Below are 22,193 nucleotides of genomic sequence, written 5' to 3'. Positions count from 1 at the left end.
TCAACCGGACACGACGGAGATGGAGAACACGGGGATTTTTCCGGTTTCTCCCCGTGGCCGACGAAACGGCAGGCGAGCTCCCAACCCGTCCGGCCCGTCTTCGACGGTTCCCAAAACAAAACCGGCGGGGTGAAGGCCCCGCCGGTTCCTGTTTCAATGGCCCGCGCCCCTGCTCTTCTGCCGGGCATTACGCGAGAGCATGTTCAGCAACTCGACGAGCGCCGAGAAGGCCATGGCGGCGTAGATGTAGCCCTTGGGCACATGGAAGCCCATGCCTTCGGCGATCAGCGTCGTGCCGATCATCAGCAGGAAGGCCAGCGCCAGCATGACGATGGTCGGGTTCTTCTCGATGAAGTTGGCGAGCGGCGTCGCGGCCAGCAGCATGACGGCGACGGCCACAAGCACGGCGACTACCATGATCGGCAGGTGCGGCGTCATGCCGACGGCGGTGATGATGCTGTCGATCGAGAAGACGAGGTCGAGCAGCAGGATCTGGCCGATGGCGGCGGCGAAGGACGTGGTGACCGCGCCGCCGACCATGTCCTCCTTGTGGTCGACCGGATCGACATTGTGGTGGATCTCCTTCGTCGCCTTCCAGACGAGGAAGAGGCCGCCGGCGATCAGGATCATGTCCTTCCACGAGAAGCCGTGGTCGAACAGCGTGAAGACCGGTGTCGTCAGCTGGACGATCCAGGCGACGGTGCCGAGCAGCGCAAGGCGCATGACAAGCGCAAGGCCGATGCCGATGCGGCGGGCCTGCACGCGATGTTCGGCGGGCAGCTTGTTGGTCAGGATCGAGATGAAGATGAGGTTGTCGATGCCGAGAACCACTTCCATCACGACGAGCGTGACGAGTGCGATCCAGGCGGCCGGGTCTTGCACGAGCGCAAGAATGCTGTCCATCCGGTCTTTCCTCTCCATGAATACGGGTATGGACTTCCGTATTTATGCAGAATCCGGCCGCTGACAAGCGAGCGGGCCGCCGTTCCGGCGAATATCACGATTTCGTCATCTGATGCGCGGGTTGTCGGCGCTTCTCAAGGCTTCGCGCCGTAGGCGGCGAGGAACATGCGGATGGCGGAGGTGACGTTCTTCTCGATCGTCGCCCGCGAGGGCACCTCCTCCATCGCGCCGAAGATGCGCGGCTTGAAGAGGCCGACCGTGGTGAGCTCGATGAACTGCTTGGCGGCATGCGTGGTATCCTCGCATGCGATGATGCCCTCGGCCGCCTGGCGGTCGAGATATTCCTGCAGCACCGAGACGGGATTGATCGGTGTCGCGGAGAAGAAGCGACTACAGAGCATCGGCAGGCGATGGTTGGCGGCGATCACCATGCGCATGGCGCGGATCGTCTGGTCCGCCGTCATGTGGGTGGCGAAGAGCACGCCGAAATCGGCCAGCGTCTCGGTGATCGGCTTCTTTCCGTCGAGCACGTGGCGGACCGTCTCGGTGATCCGGTTGCGCTCGCGCTCGATCATGTAGCCGAACAGGTCTTCCTTGTTCTCGAAATAAACGTAGATCGTGCCCTTGGAGACGCCGGCGGCGCGCGTGATGTCGTTCATGCTGGCCGCTTCGAAGCCCTGCTCCATGAACACGCGCTTGGCCCCGTCGAGGATCTGCTCGCGCTTGGCGGGGTCCTCGCCCGCCACGCGGCGGCCTGCATGGGGGGCAGCCATCTTGTCTTCCGTCGTATGCATCTCCGTTCCCGTGCGCAAAGCCTGATGTGAAGTATTTCGAACCGCCCGGTTCGATTTCACTTGATATGCGGGAAAAAGAGGACTATGTCAAATCGAACCGAACGGTTCAGTTCAGTTAATTTTTAAATTTCACCCCGAGAATGGTGGCATGCGCATGTCGACTTCCCATGGCGCCGGCACGGCGAAGGTTCGCCCGGTCAACGACGATTTTGAGGCCGAGACCGCGGAGGCCCGGCCAGTGACGACGGCGGAGGCCGCGGCGCCCGAGGCCGTGGCCGCGCAGCCCGAGAAGAAGAAGGGCGGCCGCCGCATGATGCTGCCGATCCTCGGCCTGGCGCTGCTCGCCGCCGCCGGTTGGTACGGCTACCAGTGGTGGACGCATGGCCGCTTCATGATCTCGACCGACGACGCCTATATCGAGGGCGATATCGCCTCGATCTCGCCGAAGGTCTCCGGCTATGTGGCCGCGGTCAATGTCGTCGCCAACCAGACGGTCAAGGCCGGCGAGCCGCTCGTCACGCTCGACGACGGCGACTATCGTCTTGCGAAGGAGCAGGCGGAGGCGCAGATCGCCACCCAGAAGCTGGCGCTCGACCGCATCGACGCGCAGATCGACGGTGCGAAGGCGAGCCTTGCCCAGGCGGAAGCCCAGAAGACCGCCTACCAGGCCGCGCTCAACGGCGCGGAAGTCGCCGAAAAGCGCGCCAAGGAACTGAATGCCAAGGCCGTCGGCACAACCGCCTCGCTCGACAGCGCCACGGTGGCGCTCGACCAGGCCAAGGCGAACCTCGTCGGCGCGGATGCCAATATCGTGTCCGCAAAGGCGAATATCGCTGTCCTCCAGGCCCAGCGCGCCGAGTCCGAGAGCGGCATCCGCACGCTCGAGCTTGCCCGCGACAAGGCCGCGCGCGACCTCGGCTTCACCGTGCTGAAGGCGCCCTATGACGGCGTCGTCGGCAATGTCTCCGTGCAGGTCGGCGATCTCGTCTCGGCCGGCCAGCGCCTTGCCGCGCTGGTTCCGGTGACGGACCTCTATGTCGAGGCGAACTTCAAGGAAACGCAGATCGCCCATCTCGTGCCCGGCTCGAAGGTGCACCTGCATGTCGACGCCTATGAGGACGACGACATCCTCGGCACCGTGTCCTCGATCGCACCGGCTTCCGGCTCGGTCTTCTCGCTGCTGCCGGCAGAGAACGCGACGGGCAACTTCACCAAGGTCACGCAGCGCGTGCCGGTTCGCATCGCCCTTCCGAAGGAAGCGCTGGACAGCGGCAAGCTTCGTGCGGGCCTGAGCGTGGTCGTCGATGTCGACAGCCGTACGGCCCCCGCGGGCTCGGCGGTCGCCGCGACGGCCGAGTAACTTTCGGATCCAACTTTTACCGCATCTAGCGGCCGGGTGACGACACCCGGCCGCTAGATGCTCCAGCAAGGGAGCGCGGGCCATGGCCGCGACCGCTCAACCGACTGCCGGTGCATTTGCGGGCGCGCCCGCCCATGCCGACAAGGTTCCCGTCCGCCGCGTCATCGCGTTCTTCGCGATGGTCTTCGGCATGTTCATGTCGATCCTCGACATCCAGATCGTCTCGGCTTCGCTGTCGGAGATCCAGGCGGGCCTCGGCGCGGGCGCGGACGAGATCGCCTGGGTGCAGACCTCCTACCTGATCGCCGAAGTCATCATGATCCCGCTGTCCGGCACGCTGGCGCGCATCGTCTCGACGCGCGTGCTGTTCAGCTTCTCGGCCGCCGGCTTCACCATCGCCAGCGCCCTTGCGGCGACGGCGACGAATATCGACCAGATGATCGTCTACCGCGCCATCCAGGGCTTCATCGGCGGCGGCATGATCCCCTCGGTCTTCGCGGCCGCCTTCACCATCTTCCCGCCTTCCAAGCGTTCCGTCGTCTCGCCGATGATCGGCCTCGTCGCGACGCTCGCCCCCACCATCGGCCCGACGGTGGGCGGCTATCTCAGCCATGCCTTCTCCTGGCACTGGCTGTTCCTCGTCAACATCATTCCCGGCATCATCGTCACGGTCCTCACCTTCAACCTGATCGATTTCGACAAGCCGGAATTCGGCCTGATGAAGCGCTTCGACTGGTGGGGGCTCATCTCCATGGCGGTGTTCCTCGGCTCGCTGGAATACGTGCTGGAAGAGGGCAACAACAAGGACTGGTTCAGCGACGAGCATATCGTGCTCGGCTCTGTCGCCGTCGCCATCGGCGCCATCGTCTTCTTCTGGCGGGCCTTCAAGGTGCCGTTCCCGGTGGTGGACCTGCGCGCCTTCGCCAACCGCAACTTCGCCTTCGGCTCGGTCTTCTCCTTCGTCATGGGCATCGGGCTCTATGGCCTCACCTATCTCTATCCGCTCTATCTCGGGCGCATCCGCGGCTACGATTCGCTGATGATCGGCGAGACGATGTTCGTCTCGGGCCTTGCCATGTTCTGCACCGCGCCGATCGCCGGCATGATGTCTTCGCGGCTCGATCCGCGCGTCATGATGATGATGGGCTTCGGCGGTTTCGCGCTCGGCACGTGGTCGATGACGCAGCTCACCGCCGACTGGGATTTCTACGAGCTGCTGGTGCCGCAGATCCTGCGCGGCGTCTCGCTGATGATCTGCATGGTGCCGATCAACAACGTGGCGCTCGGCACGCTGCCGCCCGACCGCATCCGCAACGCCTCCGGCCTTTTCAACCTGACGCGTAACCTCGGCGGCGCCGTGGGCCTCGCGGTCATCAACACCATCCTCACCCAGCGTTCGCAGGAGCATTACCTGCGCCTGTCCGAGCATGTGCAGTGGGGCAATCCGGTCGCCGTCGAGCAGCTGCGCAACATGGCCTCGAACTTCTCCGCCCATGGCCTCGACGGGCCGACCATCGCCATCAAGCAGATGGCCGGCATGGTGCAGCAGCAGGCCTATATCCTGTCCTTCATCGATATCTTCCTGCTCCTGACCGTCCTCTTCGGTTCGCTCGTCGTCTGCGCCTTCGCGATCAGCAAGCCGCAATCGGGTGTCGGGGGCGGCGGCGGGCACTGAGCCCGCCCGAAACCCTCTTGCCGGGACATCGGTCCGTCCGCCAGAATGGCGGCGTGATCGATGCCCGGAGACAAGCATGCCCTTCAATCCTACCCGTCGCCATCTCCTGACAGCCGCGGGCGGCCTCGGCCTTTCCTTCGTCCTTCCGAAATTTGCGTCGACGGCGCAGCGTCCCGTGACGGACGCGACCTTCCTCTTTTCCTGCGACGTGCATGCCTGCCTCGTTTCCGCTGACGGCCTCAGTCCGGATTGCGCGGCCGAGGGCAAGACGGATGCCGCGCTGCTGCGGCATGTCGCGGCGGTCAACGCGGTCGGCAGCCTCGTCTGGCCGGCGGTGATCGACGGCAAGCCCTCCGGCCTTGCGAGCGCCGGCGCGCCCATCGCCGCGCCCCTCGGCCTCGTGCTTGGCGGCGACATGACGGATGACGGCGGCGGGCGGGTGAAGGTGCCGGGCGAGGGGTGGCAGCTCCAGCAATTCGCCAGCCGCTACCAGCAGGGCACCGGGCCGGACCGGGTGCACTACCCGGTCTATAACGGCCTCGGCAATCACGATCTCGACCAGGACGGCGTCGCCCCGCATATCGACTGGTATCGCCGCGAACTGCGCGACTATGTCGAGCTCAACCATCGCTCCACGGTCTTCTACAAGGCGCCGGTGCCGGTGACGAACTACGATCTCGATTCGGACAACTATTCCTGGGACTGGGGCGGGCTGCACCTCATCCAGCTCCAGCGCTTCGGCGGCGACCACACCAAGGGTGCGGTCAGCGGCCTGCCCTGGCTGCAGCAGGATCTTGCCGCCTATGCCGCAGACGGCCGGCCCGTCGTGCTCTTCCAGCATTACGGCTGGGACCATTTCTCCACCGAGCACTGGGACCCGGCGGCGAAGACCTTCGATCCGACTGGCGCGGGTCCCGCGCACTGGTGGAGCGACGAGGAGCGCGCCGCCCTGCTTGCCGCCCTCAAGGGCTACAATGTCGCCGGCATCTTCCATGGCCACGAGCATCCGACGCCGATGATCTACAACCGCGAGGGATACGATATCTTCAAGCCCATCGCCGCCTTCCTCGGCGGCCTCGCGCTGGTGCGCGTCACCGACACCTTCATGGACGTCGCCCTCGCGAAGGCCGGCGAGAACCCCGCCGATCTCCTCTTCACCCACGCCTTCAGCAAGCGCCTATAGCCCCGCAAAACCGGCCTCCGGACCTTGCCTGAAAATTTCTGATTTACGTACATCAAAAATTCCTCTAAGGCTCACGCCACGGAGGAGAGATGAGACCCACGGTTCACGATATCGCCGACAAGGCGGGCGTCAGCCTCGCCACGGTCGACCGCGTCCTGAACGACCGGCCGGGCGTGCGCGGCGTCACGCGCGCGAGGGTCGAGGCGGCGATCGCCGCGCTCGGCTATGTGCGCGACGTCGCGGCGGCGAACCTTGCCAAGAGCCGCGTCTACCCGCTCGTCTTCATCCTGCCGGAGGGCGACAATCCCTTCATGCGCGGGCTGGAGGCGGAGGTGCGCCGCGCCGGCCTCCATTCCGCCGTCGAGCGCACCCGCCTTTCCGTGGCGACGGTGCCGGCCTTCGACGCGGCGGCGCTGGCGAAGGCCATCGATGCCGCCATCGCCGAAGACGTCTCTGGCATCGCCGCCATCGCCGTGGATGCGCCGGAGGTCTCCGACGCCATCGCCCGCGCGCATGAGGCCGGCATTCCCGTCGTCACCCTCGTTTCCGATCTTGCCGGCTCGGGCCGCGATCATTTCGTCGGCGTCGACAACATCGCCGCCGGCCGCACCGCCGGCAGCCTGATGGGCCGCTTCCTCGGCGGCCGGCCCGGCCCGGTCGCGGTGCTCGCCGGCTCCATGCGCGTGCGCGACCATGGCGAGCGTCTCGAGGGCTTTCTCGCCGCCATGTCGGCCATGCCGGAGGCTCGCGCCATCCTGCCGGTGCTGGAAGGGCAGGACGATCCGGAGCTTTCCTTCTCGCTGATCGCCGATTGCCTCGCCAATGTGCCGGACCTTGCCGGCATCTACAGCCTCGGCGCCGGTAATCGCGGCCTGCTTGCAGCGCTCGCGGAACGCGGCAGGAGCGATCTCTGCGTGATCGTGCACGAGTTGACGGGCGAGACCCGCGCGGCGCTGGAAAGCGGCGTCGTCGATGCCGTGCTCAACCAGGATGCCGGCCATGAGGTGCGCAGCGCCATCCGCGTGCTGCGCGCCAAGGCGGACGGCCTGCCGGTCAATGCCGCGCAGGAGCGCATCCGCCTCGACATCTTCATCAAGGACAACCTCCCGGCCGGCCCGGATGAGGAAAACTAGGAGACAGCCATGTATCTCGGGATCGACCTCGGCACGTCGGGCGTGAAAGCCATGCTGATCGATGCGGACCAGACGGTCGTCGGCTCGGCCTCCGGCAGGGAGGTCGAGACCGCGCGCCTGCACGCCGGCTGGTCGGAACAGGACCCGGCCGACTGGATCCGAGCGACGGAGGAGGCGATCGCCAGCCTTCGCGCCGCCCACCCCGCCGAGTTCTCCGCCGTGCGCGGCATCGGCCTTTCCGGCCACATGCACGGCGCGACGCTGATCGATGCGGATGACAAGGTGCTGCGCCCCTGCATTATGTGGAACGACACGCGCAGCCACAGGGAAGCCGCCGCGCTCGACGCCGATCCGCGCTTCAGGAGAATCACCGGCAACATCGTCTTCCCCGGCTTCACCGCGCCGAAGCTTGCCTGGGTGAAGAACAACGAGCCCGACACCTTCGCGAAAGTCCGCTGGGTGCTGCTGCCCAAGGATTATCTCCGCCTCTGGCTGACGGGCGAGCACCTCTCCGAAATGTCCGATTCCGCCGGCACCTCCTGGCTCGATACCGGCGCGCGCAAATGGTCCGCCGAACTGCTGGCCGCCACCGACCTCGAAGAACGCCAGATGCCGGGCCTCGTGGAAGGCACCGAGCCGGCCGGCACGTTGCGGCCGGAGCTTTCGTCGAAATGGGGCCTCGGCGAAGGCGTCGTCGTTGCCGGCGGGGCAGGGGACAACGCGGCTTCGGCCTGCGGCATGGGCACGGTGCGCGAGGGCACGGCCTTCGTTTCGCTCGGCACGTCCGGCGTGCTCTTCGCGGCGAATGCCAGCTACCTGCCGAACCCGGAAAGCGCCGTGCACGCCTTCTGCCACGCGCTGCCCAATACCTGGCACCAGATGGGCGTCATCCTTTCGGCGGCCGATGCGCTCAACTGGCATTCCCGCGTCACCGGCGCTTCCGCCGCCGATCTTACGAAGGAACTCGGCGAGGTGCTGCAGGCGCCCTCCAGCGTCACCTTCCTGCCCTATCTCTCGGGCGAGCGCACGCCGCACAACGATGCCGCCATCCGCGGCGCCTTCGTCGGCCTCGGCCATGAGAGCGGCCGGCCGGTACTGACGCAGGCGGTGCTGGAGGGCGTTTCCTTCGCGCTCCGCGACAATCTCGAAGCGCTGAAATCCGCCGGCACGCGCCTGTCGCGCGTCACCGCCATCGGTGGCGGCTCGCGCTCGCGCTACTGGCTGAAATCCATCGCGACGGCTCTGGACCTTCCCGTCGACCTGCCGGCCGACGGCGATTTCGGTGCCGCTTTCGGCGCCGCCCGCCTCGGCCTCATCGCCGCGACCGGCGCGAACCCGACGGAGGTGCTGACCGCGCCCGCCACTGCCGAAACCATCGAACCCGAGGCCGCGCTCACCGCCGCCTACGAGGACGCCTATCAGCGCTACCGCCGCCTCTATCCGGCGATCCGCGCCGCCTACTGATCAACGACCATTCAAGAGGAGACACCCATGGCCACCGGCTTCTTCGGCGATATCGCCAAGATCAAGTATGAAGGTCCCGAGAGCACCAATCCGCTCGCCTTCCGTCATTACAATCCCGACGAGATCGTCATGGGCAAGCGCATGGAGGATCACCTGCGCTTTGCCGTCGCCTACTGGCACACCTTCGTCTGGCCGGGCGGCGATCCCTTCGGCGGCCAGACCTTCGAGCGCCCGTGGTTCGAGGATACGATGAAGGCCGCGAAGCTGAAGGCCGACGTCGCCTTCGAATTCTTCCAGCTTCTCGGCGTGCCCTTCTACTGCTTCCACGACGCCGACGTGCGCCCGGAAGGCAAGGACTTCGTCGAGAACACGAAGAACCTCAACGAGATCGTCGACTACTTCGCCGAAAAGCAGGCCGCGACCGGCGTCAAGCTGCTCTGGGGCACGGCGAACCTCTTTTCTAACCGCCGCTACATGGGCGGCGCGGCGACCAATCCGGACCCGGCCGTCTTCGCCTTCGCCGCCGCGACCGTGAAGACCTGCATCGACGCGACGCAGCGCCTCGGCGGCGACAACTATGTGCTCTGGGGCGGCCGCGAAGGCTACGAGACCCTGCTCAACACCAATATCGGCCAGGAACTCGACCAGCTCGGCCGCTTCGTCAACATGGTGGTGGAATACAAGCACAAGATCGGCTTCAAGGGCGCGATCCTCATCGAGCCGAAGCCGCAGGAGCCGACCAAGCACCAGTATGACTACGACGTCGCGACGGTCTACGGCTTCCTGAAGAAGTACGGCCTGGAAAACGAGGTGAAGCTCAATATCGAGCAGGGCCATGCGATCCTCGCCGGCCATTCCTTCGAGCACGAGCTGGCGCTCGCCAATGCGCTGGGCGTCTTCGGCTCGATCGACATGAACCGCAACGATTACCAGTCCGGCTGGGATACCGACCAGTTCCCCAACAACGTGCCGGAAATGGCGCTCGCCTATTACCAGGTCCTCGCCGGCGGCGGCTTCACGACGGGCGGCACCAATTTCGACGCCAAGCTGCGCCGCCAGTCGATCGACCCGGCGGATCTGCTCATCGGCCATATCGGCGGCATGGATTGCTGCGCGCGTGGCCTGAAGGCAGCGGCGAAGATGGTCGAGGACAAGGCGCTCTCCGGCCCGCTCGCCGAGCGCTATGCCGGCTGGCAGAAGCCGGATGCGCAGAAGATCCTTTCCGGCGGTTCCTCGCTGGAAGCGCTGGAGGCCTATGTGCTTTCCGGCAACGTCAATCCCCAGCCGCGTTCCGGCCGGCAGGAACTGCTGGAAAACGTGGTCAACCGCTACGTTTGAGTGGCTTTGCGATATGGAGAGGGGCGCCGAATGGCGCCCTTTTTCGTTGCGGGCTGAAGCGCTCGCCGCAGATATCCTCTCTGGCCCGCACCCATGCCGGTTGAGACAGTTACCGCTTCAAAAACCGCCGCGCCGGGGTGGAGACAGAATTGCGCACGATGAGGTCCGGCGTCAGCAGGATTTCGGCTTCCGGCGGCTCGCTCCCCGAAAGCAGCTCCAGCAGAAGCGCCATCGAGCTCTTGCCGATGGCGGTGCGCGGCTGGCGGATCGTGGTCAGCGACGGCGTCATGAAGGTCGCCTGCGGCACGTCGTCGAAGCCGGTCACGGAAAAGTCCGTCGGAATGTCGTAGCCGCGCGCGCCGAGGCCGATCATCACGCCGATGGCCGTCTGGTCGTTAACGCACATGAAGGCGCTCGGCAGCGTGTCGCGCATGAAGAGCTGTTCGAGTGCGAGGCGCCCGCTCTCGATAGTGCCGTCGCCTTCGAGGATGAGGCGGTCGCGCGGCGGCACACCGGCGGCGTCCAGCCCCTCGTCATAACCCTGCCGGCGGCGGCTATAGGCAAGGCGCGTGCGCGAATCGCCGATGAAGGCGATCTTGCGGTGGCCCTCGGCGATCAGCAGGTCGACGGCCTTGCGCGCGCCCTCGATATCGTCGACGCCGACATAGGGGATGCCGCCATTATAGACCGGCTCGAAGACGCCGACGCTGGGCGGCAGGCGCGCGGTCATGCTCTGGTGGCCGAAGGGCAGGATGCCGGTGAAAAGGATCAGCCCCGCCGCCTGGTTGGAATTCAGGAACTTCAGATATTCGAGGCCGCGCTGCGGATCGTTCTGCGTATGGCCGATGAGGATGCCGTAGCCATGCGCCCGCGCCTCGTTTTCCAGGCCCACGAGGATGTTGGAGAAGTTCGGGTCGCCGATATCGGGCGCCACGACGAGGATCATGTTCGACCGGCCGAGGCGCAGGCTCCGCGCCATCGCATTGGTCGTGTAGCCGGTGATGGCGATGGCCTGGTTGACCTTCAGCCGCGTCGAGTTCGCCACCTTTTCCGGGGTATGGATCGCCCTTGAAACGGTCGCGATCGAGACCTGCGCGATGCGCGCTACATCCTCGATCGTGGCAGGGCTGGACGTCGACAAACTGGCTCTCACTTAGCGATGGCAGGTCCGGGAAGACGCCCGAAACCGCGTCAAACAAACGAAGTGCGGGGGACACTACACAGACTGGCCCGAGGGTCAAACGGCGCTTGGTGAAAATTCCTGATATCCAATGATGTAAACCTTTACATAGCCAGTGTAAAGGTTTACATCATGCTCAAGCGGTAGGGAGCCGCAGGGAGAAAATCGATGAATCCGGACGCTGCCGACGGGGCTCCCGTCGTTCTCGCTGCACGCCGTATCAGCAAGTCTTTCAATGGCGTACAGGTTCTGTTCAGCGTCAATTTCGAGCTTCGCGCCGGCGAGATCCACGCGCTCATGGGCGAGAACGGCGCCGGCAAGTCGACGCTGGTGAAAATCCTCTCCGGTTTCGAGCAGCCGACCTCCGGCGAGATCCTGCTGGACGGCCAGCCGGTGAAGCTGCCGCCGAACGGGCAGGCCGAAGCACTCGGCATCGTCATCATCCACCAGGAATTCAATCTCGCCGAACATCTCACCGTCACCGAGAGCCTGTTCCTCGGCCGCGAGGTCACGCGTTTCGGCGTGCTCGACCGCAAGTTCATGCGCGCCGAGACGCGCCGCGTGCTCGACCAGCTCGGCTCCCATGTCGATGAGAATGCGCTGATCAGCTCGCTCTCCATCGCCGACAAGCAGATGGTGGAGATTGCGAAAGCCATCAGCCGCGATGCGCGCATCATCTTCATGGACGAGCCGACGGCCGTTCTTTCCCGCGAGGAGACCAATTACCTCTTCCGTCAGGTGCGCAAGCTGCGCGAGAAGGGCACGTCCTTCGTCTTCGTCTCGCACAAGCTGGACGAGGTCATGGAGCTGACCGACCGCGTCACGGTGCTGCGCGACGGGCAATGGGTGAAGACCGCGCCCACGAGCATTCTCGACGGCGAATCCATCGCCCAGCTCATGGTCGGCCGCGAGCTTTCCAGCCTCTATCCCGCCAAGCAGGAGCCGAGCGTCGACGAGGAGGTCACGCTCGCCGTCGAGGGGCTTTCGACGGGCTATGTCAAGGATGCGAGCTTCGAGGTCCGCAAGGGCGAGATCCTCGGCTTTTCCGGCCTGATCGGCTCCGGCCGCTCGGAACTGATGGAGGCCGTTGCGGGTCTTCGGGCGCGCACGGCCGGCGAGGTCAGGCTGCGCGGCGAGAGCGTGCCGGGCGGCGACGTCCACGCCGCCAACCGCGTCGGCATCGCCTATATGACCAAGGACCGCAAGCACAAGGGCCTGCTGCTGAACTCGCGCATGACGGCGAACCTCACGCTGCAATCGCTGGAAAAGCACGGCAGCTACGGTTATCTCAGCCCGAAGAGCGAGGCGACCGCGCTGGAGCGCGCCCGCCGCCGCTTCGACATCCGCGTGCGTGACGGACGTGTCGTCGCCGGCCGCATGTCGGGCGGCAACCAGCAGAAGCTGCTGCTCGCCAAGGTCATGGAGACCGAGCCCGACGTCATCATCATCGACGAGCCGACGCGCGGCATCGATGTCGGCACCAAGCAGCAGATCTACCATTTCATCTCGGCGCTCGCCCGCGACGGCAAGTCGATCGTCGTCGTCTCCTCGGAGATGCCGGAGATCATCGGCCTGTGCACGCGCGTCGCCGTCATGCGGGAAGGGCGGATCGTCGGCATTCTCGAAGGCGAGGAAATCTCCGAGCAGGAGATCATGCGCTATTCGGCCGGCCTCAAGAAAAAGACCGCGGCCTGATCGCCGCCAGAACAACGCATTACGTCGGGGACGAACATGACGGAAGACGCAGTCGAAACGAAGCCGCGGGGCCGAAGCTGGCGGGATGTGGATCTGAGGGCCGTCGCGCCCTTTGCCGCGCTCGCGCTGCTCCTCATCGTCGGCGCGCTGGTGAACCCCAACTTCATCGGGCTCAACAACCTCGCCAATGTCGCGACGCGCAGCGCCTTCATCGCGATCATCGCGGTCGGCGCGACCTTCGTCATCTCCTCGGGGGACCTCGACCTCTCGGTCGGCTCGATGGTGGCCTTCGTCGCCTCGATCATGATCCTCTTCATGAATTCGGGCGTGATCGCCGATCCCGGCATGATGCTTGCCGCCGCCGTCGTGCTGACGCTGGTCATCGGCGCGGCCTGCGGCCTTGCCAACGGCCTCATCACCACGGTCGGCAAGATCGAGCCCTTCATCGCCACGCTCGGCACGATGGGTATCTATCGCGGCCTGACCACCTGGCTGTCGCAGGGCGGCGCGATCACGCTGCGCGAGCCGGAACTGCAGGCGATGTATCGCCCGGCCTATTTCGGCTACATCCTCGGCGTGCCGGTGCCGATCGTCGTCATCCTCGTCGTCACGGCCATCGCCGCCTTCGTGCTCTATCGCACGCGCTACGGCCGCCATGTCGTGGCGGTCGGCTCGAACAGCGACGTCGCGCGCTATTCCGGCATCCCGGTCAACCGCGTGCGCACCATCGCCTTCGTCATCCAGGGCCTGTGCGTCGCCATCGCCGTGCTGCTCTACGTGCCGCGCCTCGGCTCCACCTCCGCCACCACGGGCATCCTGTGGGAATTGCAGGCGATCACCGCGGTCGTCGTCGGCGGCACGGCGCTGAAGGGCGGGGCAGGGCGTGTCTGGGGCACGATCTGCGGCGCCTTCATTCTCGAGCTGGTCGGCAACATCATGCTGCTCTCCAACTTCATCAGCGAATATCTGATCGGGGCCATCCAGGGTGCGATCATCATCATTGCGATGCTCGTCCAGCGCTCGCTGGTGCGGAAGTCGTAGGACTAGCCGGGTCAACGGGTCGCCCGGTCAGAAAAACAGACCTGCTTTTGGGAGGAAACTCATGCGCAAGAAACTTTTGGGCCTGACGGTCGCCGCCATGGCGCTCATCGCCGGCGCCGTGCACGCAGAAGACAAGAAGGTGACGATCGGCGTGTCGATCCCGGCCGCCGACCATGGCTGGACCTCCGGCGTCGTCTACCATGCCGAGCGCGTCGCCAAGCTCCTGATGGAGCGCAATCCGGGCCTCAACGTCATCGTCAAGACCTCGCCCGATCCGGCAAGCCAGGCGAATGCCGTGCAGGACCTCGAGACGCAGGGCATCGACGCGCTCGTCATCCTGCCGACCGACCCGGATCCGCTCGTCAACGCCATCAAGGAAGTCAAGGGCAAGGGCACCTTCGTCGCGCTGGTCGACCGTGCGCCGAGCACCAACGACAATTCCGTGCGTGACCTCTATGTCGCCGGCAACAACTTCGCCCTCGGCCAGACGGCCGGCGAATATATCAAGACCACGACGCCGGACGCCGAAGTCGTCGTCATCCGCGGCATGGCGATCCCGATCGACCAGCAGCGCCAGGATGGCTTCGACAAGGGCATCGAAGGCTCGGGCGTCAAGATTCTCGATCGCCAGTACGGCAACTGGAACCGCGACGACGCCTTCAAGGTCATGCAGGACTACCTGACCAAGTACCAGAAGATCGACGTCGTATGGTGCCAGGACGACGACATGGCCGTCGGCGTCCTCCAGGCCATCGAGCAGGCCGGCCGCACGGACATCCAGTATGTCGTCGCCGGGGCAGGCTCGAAGGACATGATCAAGAAGGTCATGGACGGCGACAAGATGATCCCGGTCGACGTGCTCTATCCGCCGGCAATGGTCGGCACCGCGCTCGAAATGACCGTCGCCAACTTCTACGGCCAGGTCCCGGTCCGCGGCGTCTACACCATCGACGCCACGCTGGTGACGAAGGACAACGCGAAGGACTTCTACTTCCCGGATTCCCCGTTCTGATCTGACGACGAAGCGAGCCGCCCGGGTTTTCGGCCCGGGCGGTTTGTCCATGACCGCGCCACGCTCTCCTTCGTCGTGGTCGCGTCAAGCCCGACCACGACGAAGGAGAGATGGTAGGGCGTGGCGAACACTACCGGATATCCGTGCCGCGTCATCCATCGCCTCACATTCCACCGCCGCCGATAATTCCGCATTGCCCGCCCGGCCAAAGGCCGATAGCTTTCCACGCTCTGCGGTACGTACCGCAAAAATATCATCGACTGGCCGCGACCATGGCCAGCTCCATGGGAGGAAGCCGAAAATGAAGACGATCAAGGGCCCCGGCCTGTTTCTCGCACAGTTCGCCGGTGATGCCGCGCCGTTCAATTCCTGGGACTCGATCACCAAATGGGCGGCCGATATCGGCTACAAGGGCGTGCAGGTCCCGACCTGGGATGCGCGCCTGATCGACCTGAAGAAGGCGGCGGAATCCAAGGCCTATTGCGACGAGTTCGCCGGCAAGGCGCGTGAGAACGGCGTCGAGATCACCGAGCTTTCCACTCATCTGCAGGGCCAGCTGGTCGCCGTGCATCCCGCCTATGACGAGGCTTTCGACGGCTTTGCCGTGCCCGAAGTGCGCGGCAATCCGAAGGCCCGGCAGGCATGGGCGGTGGAGCAGGTGAAGCTGGCGCTGACGGCCTCGCGCAATCTCGGCCTCGATGCCATGGCCAGCTTCTCCGGCGCGCTCGCCTGGCCCTTCGTCTATCCCTGGCCGCAGCGCCCCGCCGGCCTCGTTGAGACTGCCTTCGACGAACTGGCGAAGCGCTGGAAGCCGATCCTCGACCATGCCGAGGAGAACGGCGTCGACATTTGCTACGAGATCCATCCGGGCGAGGACCTGCACGACGGCATCACCTACGAGATGTTCCTGGAGCGCACCGGCAACCATGCCCGCGCCTGCATGCTCTACGATCCCTCGCATTATGTCCTTCAGTGCCTCGACTATCTCGACAATATCGACATCTACAAGGACCGCATCCGCATGTTCCATGTGAAGGATGCCGAGTTCAACCCGACGGGCCGACAGGGCGTCTATGGCGGCTATCAGAGCTGGGTGAACCGCGCCGGCCGCTTCCGCTCGCTCGGCGACGGTCAGGTCGATTTCGGCGCCGTCTTCTCCAAGATGGCCGCCAACGATTTCGCCGGCTGGGCCGTGGTCGAATGGGAGTGCGCGCTGAAGCATCCTGAAGACGGCGCCCACGAAGGGGCCGAATTCGTCAAGGCACACATCATCCGCGTGACGGAAAAGGCCTTCGACGACTTCGCCGACGCCGGCACGGACCAGGCCGCCAACCGGCGCATGCTCGGGCTTTGAGGTCGGGGATACCCCCTCTGCCCTGCCGGGCATCTCCCCCACAAGGGGGGAGATCGGATGCGGCGGGGTGTTGCCATATCCGACATGGCACCAGTCAATCTCCCCCCTTGTGGGGGAGATGTCACGAAGTGACAGAGGGGGGTGAGCCTCCCGTAGCAACATCAAGGAGGAAAGCCGCATGGCAATCGAAGGAAGCGCAAACGAAACGCGGGAGCGCCGCATCCGGCTCGGCATGGTCGGTGGCGGCTCGGGCGCGTTCATCGGCGCGGTGCACCGCATCGCCGCCCGGCTCGACGATCATTACGAGCTCGTCGCCGGCGCGCTCTCGTCCTCGCCGGAAAAGGCCGAGCAGTCGGCCCGCGAACTCGGGCTCGACCCGTCGCGCAGCTACGGCAGCTTCAAGGAGATGGCGATCCGCGAGGCCAAGCTGAAGAACGGCATCGAGGCCGTGGCGATCGTCACGCCGAACCATGTGCATTACGAGGCCGCGAAGGAATTCCTGAAGCGCGGCATCCACGTCATCTGCGACAAGCCGCTGACCTCGACGCTGGCCGACGCCCGCAAGCTGAAGAAGCTCACGGAAGAGAGCGACGCGCTCTTCGTTCTCACCCACAACTACACCGGCTATCCGATGGTCCGGCAGGCCCGCGAGATGATCCGGAACGGCGAGCTCGGCGCGATCCGCCTTGTCCAGATGGAATATCCGCAGGACTGGCTGACGGAGGATATCGAGAGCAGCGGCCAGAAGCAGGCCGCCTGGCGCACCGACCCCACGAAATCCGGCGCGGGCGGCTCCACCGGCGATATCGGCACCCATGCCTACAATCTCGGCTGCTTCGTTTCCGGCCTCGAACTGGAGGAGCTTGCCGCCGATCTCGACAGCTTCGTGCCCGGCCGCCGGCTGGATGACAACGCCCATGTCATGATGCGCTTCAAGGAGAAGGACGGCGTGCGGGCCAAGGGCACGCTCTGGTGCAGCCAGGTCGCGCCCGGCCACGAGAACGGCCTCAAGGTCCGCGTCTACGGCACCAGGGGCGGCCTCGAATGGGTGCAGGCCGATCCGAACTATCTCTGGTACACGCCCTTCGGCGAGCCGAAGCGCCTGATCACCCGGGGCGGCGCAGGCTCCGGCCCGGCCGCCGCCCGCGTCAGCCGCGTGCCCTCGGGCCACCCGGAAGGCTACCTCGAAGGCTTCGCCAATATCTATTCCGAAGCCGCCCGCGCCATCCATGCCAAGCGCAGCGGCGCGAAGGTCGATCCCGCCGTCACCTATCCGACGGTCGATGATGGCCTCAAGGGCATGCTCTTCGTCGATGCCTGCGTGCAGTCGTCGAAGAAGAACGGGGCCTGGGTAAAGGTCTGAGGCGGCTCAGTCGGCGAAGATGCCGCCGAGGCGGATGACCATCTTCTTGTCGAAGAGCTGTTCGCGGTCGAACATCCAGTTCAGCGCGTCCCTGGCGGTCCAGGGGCGCTTGTAGGGGCGGGTGCTCGTCAGGGCCTCGAAGACGTCGCAGACCGTGGCGAGACGGATTTCAGGGCCGATCCTGTCGGCCTTGAGCCCGGCCGGATATCCGCTGCCGTCAAGCGCCTCGTGATGATACCGGCAGATGTCCAGGATCATCTCCGAGACATTGCCCTGCTCCTTCAGCAGGCGATAGCCGATCTCCGGATGGTTGCGCACCACCCGCCGTTCCGCCGCTTCCAGTCCGCCGTTCTTGTTGAGAATGGCGTTGGGCACCATCAGCTTGCCGACATCGTGCAGCAGCCCGGCAACGCCGAGCTCGCGCATAGCGTCCTCGGCATAACCGAGCGCGCGGGCAAGCCGCATCATCAGCGCGCTCACCGCCAGCGAATGCACATAGGTGCCCTTGTCCTTGCTCTTGAGGCGCGTGACCTTGAGGAAGATATCGGGCGAAGCCTCGATCCGGTCGGAAATCTCGTCCGCGACCGGGTTCAGCGCCTCCACCTGCAATTGCCCCATGCGAACCGCATCGAAGCTTCCGCGCAGCGTTTGCGTCGCCTGCGCCACGGTCTCGATCGTGCGCTGGCGCTCTTCCGCCTGCAATGTCGAGGGAGCGGAACCGTCGATATCGACAGTACTCTTCTGCGGGTTGACCAGCGCATAGGTGGCCGAGGTGGCGAGGATGGCGCGCAGCGTTTCGTCGGACTGGACGAGGAAGCGGCGGCCGGAAAATTCGGTATCGGGGCATTCCACGGATTCGATGAACATGCCCTTGCGAACGAGATGTTTCGGAATTCGCCGTACCACGCATCTGTCTCCAGCCACCCCGGCATTTTGAGGGTGAATTCCTAATCGTTGTTTAAGTGACCGCTGTTTTTCCCGCGGCCTCGCACCGGCCGCCAGGAAAAATTGCGGCACGATTTCCCCGCCCCCCAAACCTGTGCCTACAATCCCCCCGTCCCGCCACGGATACACTGCAAGGCGTTGCAGCGAAGCGGGGTCGGCGCGGGGCGGGAGGGGAAGACGCAGAACCTCTCGCACCGGGCCTGCGGAAAATGGTCCCCCTCCGGCGACACGGGGGAAGCGATCGGGCATCGGACCGGCCCTTTCGCTTCACGCCCCGAACGGCGCGCCGGGCGTGCCTGTGCGGCACACAAGGGGGCAGGAGACGGCGGATGCGTCGGCATCGTCCGCCGGGATGGGTACCGTCCGGAAGGAAACCCCTTCCGTCCGTTTCGCCATGGAGCGCGGGGCGGGTGAAAAAACGGAAAGGCCCATGCCGGAAACCGGCGAGCATCATCCCGGTCTTTTGCCTTTGCAGAGGGACCCAAGTCGCGGGCACAAACCGCTGAACGGGGCGCTGAAAGGTGCCACACTAAACTATCAAAGATGAGGCAGCTTCCAGCGCCCCGTCCGATGGCAGAACATCCACCCGGCGTTTCGGCGTGCGGGCCGTTCGGCATGCTTCGCGATTGACTTTTCATGAAATGGCGATACTGCAACGTTACAGGTGCCGCTCGCGCGGCAAAAACCCTCCCGGCACAGAGAAGACCGATGATCGATCCCAAGACCCTTGCCGACCGATTTCCCGGCGATTTCCTCTTCGGCGTGGCGACCGCCGCCTTCCAGATCGAGGGCGCGGCGAAGATGGACGGCCGCAAGCCGTCGATCTGGGATGCCTTCTCCAACATGCCGGGCCGCGTCTTCGGCCGGCACAACGGCGATGTCGCCTGCGATCACTACAACCGGCTGGAGGAAGACCTCGATCTCATCAAGTCGCTCGGCGTCGAGGCCTATCGTTTCTCCATCGCCTGGCCACGCATCGTGCCGGAGGGCACCGGGCCGGTGAACGAGAAGGGGCTCGATTTTTACGACCGCCTCGTCGACGGCCTGAAGGCGCGCGGCCTCAAGGCCTATGCCACGCTCTATCATTGGGACCTGCCGCTGATGCTGGCGGGAGAAGGCGGCTGGACCGCGCGGCAGACCGCCTACGCCTTCCAGCGCTACGCCAGGACCGTCATCGCCCGTCTTGGCGACCGGCTGGATGCCGTGGCGACCTTCAACGAGCCCTGGTGCTCCGTCTGGCTCAGCCACCTCTACGGCATCCACGCGCCCGGCGAGCGCAACATGGATGCGGCGCTGCACGCCCTGCATGTCACCAATCTCGCCCATGGCCTCGGCGTCTCTGCCATCCGCGCCGAGCGGCCGGACCTGCCCGTCGGCCTCGTGCTGAATGCCCATTCGATCTATCCGGGCAGCGAAAGCCCGGCGGATAAGGCGGCCGCCGACCGCGCCTTCGATTTCCACAACGGCGTCTTCTTCGGCCCGGTCTTCAAGGGCGAATATCCCGAACGCTTCCTCTCCGCCCTCGGCCACCGCATGCCCGCCATCGAGCCCGGCGACATGGAAACGATCGCCCAGCCGCTCGACTGGTGGGGCCTCAACTACTACACGCCCATGCGCGTTGCCGACGATCCGGCTGAAGCCGTGGAATTTCCGGCGACTGTGCCGGCCCCGCCGGTGGCGGATATCAAGACGGATATCGGCTGGGAGGTCTATGCTCCCGCGCTCGGCGACCTCATCCGCAAGCTCAATGCCGACTACACGCTGCCTGACTGCTACATCACGGAAAACGGCGCCTGCTACAATATGGGCGTGGAGAATGGCACGGTGGATGACCAGCCCCGCCTCGACTACATCGCCGACCATCTCGGCGTCACGGCGGACCTCATCAACGAGGGCTACCCGATGCGCGGCTATTTCGCCTGGAGCCTCATGGACAATTTCGAATGGGCGGAAGGGTATCGCATGCGCTTCGGCATCGTGCATGTCGATTACGAGACGCAGGTGCACACGGTGAAGAAGAGCGGCCACTGGTATGCGGCGCTTGCCGGGCAGTTCCCGAAGGGGAACCACCGCGCGGGATGAGAGTGGGCGCCTGCCCCTCATCCGCCTGCCGGCACCTTCTCCCCGCAGGCGGGGAGAAGGGATTTGGAGCGCTGCCGCATCCTATCTCTATCGGTCCAGTTTTTGGGAAAACGGCGCGGCATTCCCCTTCTCCCCGCTTGCGGGGAGAAGGTCGCGGCAGCGGGATGAGGGGCAGCTTTCCGCCCCTACTTCCCGAGGTGCCGCTCGCCGCGCTTCTTCGCGAGGTCCATCTGCTTCTGCCGCTGGCGGAAGCGCATGCGGTCCTCCTCACTGCGCTCCCCATGGCAATGCGGACAGGAGACGCCGGCCTCGTAGAGCGGGGAGGTGATTTCCTCCGCGGTCAGCGGATGGCGGCAGGCGCGGCAGAGTTTGTGCTCGCCTTCTTCGAGGCCATGGGTGACGGAGACGCGCTCGTCGAAGACGAAGCAGGCGCCTTCCCAAAGGCTTTCCTCCGGCGGCACTTCCTCCAGATATTTCAGGATGCCGCCCTTGAGGTGGTAGACCTCGTCGAAGCCCTGCTCCTTCATGAAGGCGGTTGCCTTCTCGCAGCGGATTCCGCCGGTGCAGTACATGGCGATCTTCGGCTTGTTGTGCAGGCCGGTGTTCTCGCGCACCCAGTCCGGAAACTCGCGGAAGGTCCTCGTGTTCGGATCGACCGCGCCCTTGAAGATACCGATGGCCGTCTCGTAGTCGTTGCGCGTGTCGATGACGATCGTGTCGGGATCGGAGATCAGCGCGTTCCAGTCCTTCGGCGCGACATAGGTGCCGACGGAGCGGTTGGGGTCGATGTCCTCGACGCCCATGGTGACGATCTCCTTCTTCAGCCGCACCTTCATGCGCAGGAAGGGCATGTCGCCAGCGCGGCTTTCCTTGTGCTCCAGCCCGGAAAATTCCGGCTGGGCGCGCAGGAAGGAAAGCACGGCCTGGACGCCGGCATTCGGCCCGGCAATGGTGCCATTGATGCCCTCATGGGCAAGCAACAGCGTGCCGCGCACGCCGTTTTCCTCGCAGAGCGCCTGCAGGGGGCCGCGCAGTTCGGCAAAGCGGGGAACCGAGACGAAATGATAGAGCGCGGCGACGAGGAAGCCGTCGTTTCCAGCGGGCGAAGGGATCGTGTTTATCATGGCCGCCACATACAGCTTCGGCGCATTTCAGGCAATGCGGCGCGGTGTAACGGATCAGGCGAGCTGGCGAAGGCTCGCGCCATTGCTGATGCCGAGCGCCATCGACTGGTTGGAATAGCGGCTCTCGCCCGTCACTTCCCGGCCCACCCAGTTGGGCAGTTCCGGCTCGTCGTGGATCGAGGAGAGCTCGACCTCGGCGATCACCAGGCCGCGATGGGCGCCGTCATAGACGTCGACCTCCCAGACATGGCCTTCATGGGGCACCTTGTAGCGCACCTTCTCGATGACCTTGCCGACCGCATGGCGCAGCATGTCCTCGGCCTCGTCGCGATCGATGTCGAATTCGTATTCGTCGCGCACCAGCGCGGCATGCCCGACCTTCAGCGTGATGCGCGCCCGTCCGTCGCCATAGAGGCGAACCCGCAGCGACCGGTCATCCTGCGCGACGATATAGGCCTGCCTTATGGCGATGCCCTCGTTCGCGGAGCTGCGCCATCGTTGCCCCGATACCAGGAACTTCCGCTCGATCTCTTTTGCCATAGGCATG

18 protein-coding genes are annotated in these 22,193 nt (G+C 65.2%); 12 read left to right on the top strand and 6 right to left on the bottom strand.

Annotation, left to right across the window (positions count from 1 at the left end; translation table 11 throughout):
• Window positions 1–153: 153 nt before the first annotated feature.
• Together ACZ48C_RS12710 and ACZ48C_RS12705 are read right to left on the bottom strand one after the other, a co-directional pair.
• On the bottom strand, window positions 154–903 hold the full coding sequence (locus ACZ48C_RS12710; protein ID WP_460930419.1) for a TerC family protein: 750 nt from the start codon (window positions 901–903) through the stop codon (window positions 154–156).
• A gap of 134 nt (window positions 904–1,037) precedes the next feature.
• Entirely contained in the window at window positions 1,038–1,676 is a 639-nt protein-coding gene (locus ACZ48C_RS12705) for a TetR/AcrR family transcriptional regulator (protein ID WP_245424816.1), read from the bottom strand.
• A gap of 175 nt (window positions 1,677–1,851) precedes the next feature.
• Here ACZ48C_RS12705 and ACZ48C_RS12700 point away from each other — a divergent pair, with 175 nt between their 5' ends.
• The 6 genes from ACZ48C_RS12700 (at window position 1,852) to xylA (ending at window position 9,850) form a co-directional block, all read left to right on the top strand.
• On the top strand, window positions 1,852–3,057 hold the full coding sequence (locus ACZ48C_RS12700) for an HlyD family secretion protein (RefSeq protein ID WP_119256786.1): 1,206 nt from the start codon (window positions 1,852–1,854) through the stop codon (window positions 3,055–3,057).
• An 82-nt stretch (window positions 3,058–3,139) separates the two neighbouring features.
• The gene (locus ACZ48C_RS12695; protein WP_119256597.1) at window positions 3,140–4,732 is read left to right on the top strand and encodes a DHA2 family efflux MFS transporter permease subunit; all 1,593 of its coding nucleotides are present in this window, start codon (window positions 3,140–3,142) and stop codon (window positions 4,730–4,732) included.
• A 76-nt stretch (window positions 4,733–4,808) separates the two neighbouring features.
• Complete coding sequence (locus tag ACZ48C_RS12690; RefSeq protein ID WP_464781303.1) at window positions 4,809–5,915, top strand: metallophosphoesterase; 1,107 nt, start codon at window positions 4,809–4,811, stop codon at window positions 5,913–5,915.
• Window positions 5,916–6,004: 89 nt separating this feature from the next.
• Window positions 6,005–7,048, top strand: a complete 1,044-nt coding sequence (locus tag ACZ48C_RS12685; RefSeq protein ID WP_464781302.1) for a LacI family DNA-binding transcriptional regulator — start codon at window positions 6,005–6,007, stop codon at window positions 7,046–7,048.
• Between the two features lie 9 nt (window positions 7,049–7,057).
• On the top strand, window positions 7,058–8,512 hold the full coding sequence (xylB, locus tag ACZ48C_RS12680) for a xylulokinase (RefSeq protein ID WP_464781301.1): 1,455 nt from the start codon (window positions 7,058–7,060) through the stop codon (window positions 8,510–8,512).
• A 27-nt stretch (window positions 8,513–8,539) separates the two neighbouring features.
• Window positions 8,540–9,850 carry a xylose isomerase gene (gene xylA / locus ACZ48C_RS12675; RefSeq protein WP_464781300.1) on the top strand — a complete coding sequence of 437 codons (1,311 nt, stop codon included), beginning with the start codon at window positions 8,540–8,542 and terminating at the stop codon, window positions 9,848–9,850.
• A 109-nt stretch (window positions 9,851–9,959) separates the two neighbouring features.
• Here the strand turns inward: xylA and ACZ48C_RS12670 are convergent, their stop codons facing one another.
• Window positions 9,960–10,991, bottom strand: a complete 1,032-nt coding sequence (locus tag ACZ48C_RS12670; RefSeq protein ID WP_318909909.1) for a LacI family DNA-binding transcriptional regulator — start codon at window positions 10,989–10,991, stop codon at window positions 9,960–9,962.
• 207 nt (window positions 10,992–11,198) lie between these two features.
• Here ACZ48C_RS12670 and ACZ48C_RS12665 point away from each other — a divergent pair, with 207 nt between their 5' ends.
• From ACZ48C_RS12665 to ACZ48C_RS12645, 5 genes are all read left to right on the top strand, one after another.
• Window positions 11,199–12,725: a sugar ABC transporter ATP-binding protein gene (locus tag ACZ48C_RS12665; RefSeq protein ID WP_119256603.1), complete on the top strand. Its 1,527-nt coding sequence runs from the start codon at window positions 11,199–11,201 to the stop codon at window positions 12,723–12,725.
• Between the two features lie 36 nt (window positions 12,726–12,761).
• On the top strand, window positions 12,762–13,766 hold the full coding sequence (locus ACZ48C_RS12660; RefSeq protein WP_318909908.1) for an ABC transporter permease: 1,005 nt from the start codon (window positions 12,762–12,764) through the stop codon (window positions 13,764–13,766).
• Window positions 13,767–13,827: 61 nt separating this feature from the next.
• Window positions 13,828–14,778: a substrate-binding domain-containing protein gene (locus tag ACZ48C_RS12655; RefSeq protein WP_119256605.1), complete on the top strand. Its 951-nt coding sequence runs from the start codon at window positions 13,828–13,830 to the stop codon at window positions 14,776–14,778.
• 301 nt (window positions 14,779–15,079) lie between these two features.
• On the top strand, window positions 15,080–16,132 hold the full coding sequence (locus tag ACZ48C_RS12650; RefSeq protein WP_464781299.1) for a sugar phosphate isomerase/epimerase family protein: 1,053 nt from the start codon (window positions 15,080–15,082) through the stop codon (window positions 16,130–16,132).
• Between the two features lie 178 nt (window positions 16,133–16,310).
• Window positions 16,311–17,495, top strand: coding sequence for a Gfo/Idh/MocA family protein (locus ACZ48C_RS12645; protein ID WP_464781298.1), 1,185 nt, complete (start codon window positions 16,311–16,313; stop codon window positions 17,493–17,495).
• Between the two features lie 6 nt (window positions 17,496–17,501).
• On the opposite strand, the gene ACZ48C_RS12640 is transcribed toward ACZ48C_RS12645, so the two are convergent.
• Complete coding sequence (locus tag ACZ48C_RS12640) at window positions 17,502–18,401, bottom strand: HD-GYP domain-containing protein (protein ID WP_424546954.1); 900 nt, start codon at window positions 18,399–18,401, stop codon at window positions 17,502–17,504.
• 747 nt (window positions 18,402–19,148) lie between these two features.
• On the opposite strand from ACZ48C_RS12640, the gene ACZ48C_RS12635 reads away from it, so the two are divergent.
• A complete protein-coding gene (locus ACZ48C_RS12635; protein WP_464781297.1) occupies window positions 19,149–20,522 on the top strand; it encodes a GH1 family beta-glucosidase in 1,374 nt (457 codons plus the stop codon).
• A 185-nt stretch (window positions 20,523–20,707) separates the two neighbouring features.
• On the opposite strand, the gene trhO is transcribed toward ACZ48C_RS12635, so the two are convergent.
• Both trhO and ACZ48C_RS12625 read right to left on the bottom strand, forming a co-directional pair.
• Window positions 20,708–21,646, bottom strand: coding sequence for an oxygen-dependent tRNA uridine(34) hydroxylase TrhO (gene trhO / locus ACZ48C_RS12630; protein WP_464781296.1), 939 nt, complete (start codon window positions 21,644–21,646; stop codon window positions 20,708–20,710).
• Between the two features lie 54 nt (window positions 21,647–21,700).
• Complete coding sequence (locus ACZ48C_RS12625; RefSeq protein WP_119256611.1) at window positions 21,701–22,186, bottom strand: CYTH domain-containing protein; 486 nt, start codon at window positions 22,184–22,186, stop codon at window positions 21,701–21,703.
• Window positions 22,187–22,193: the final 7 nt, after the last annotated feature.

This window comes from Shinella sp. 1A1 (genome assembly GCF_055379515.1).
Note: the sequence above shows the minus strand (reverse complement) of the source record. Positions and strands in the feature narration are given on the sequence as shown.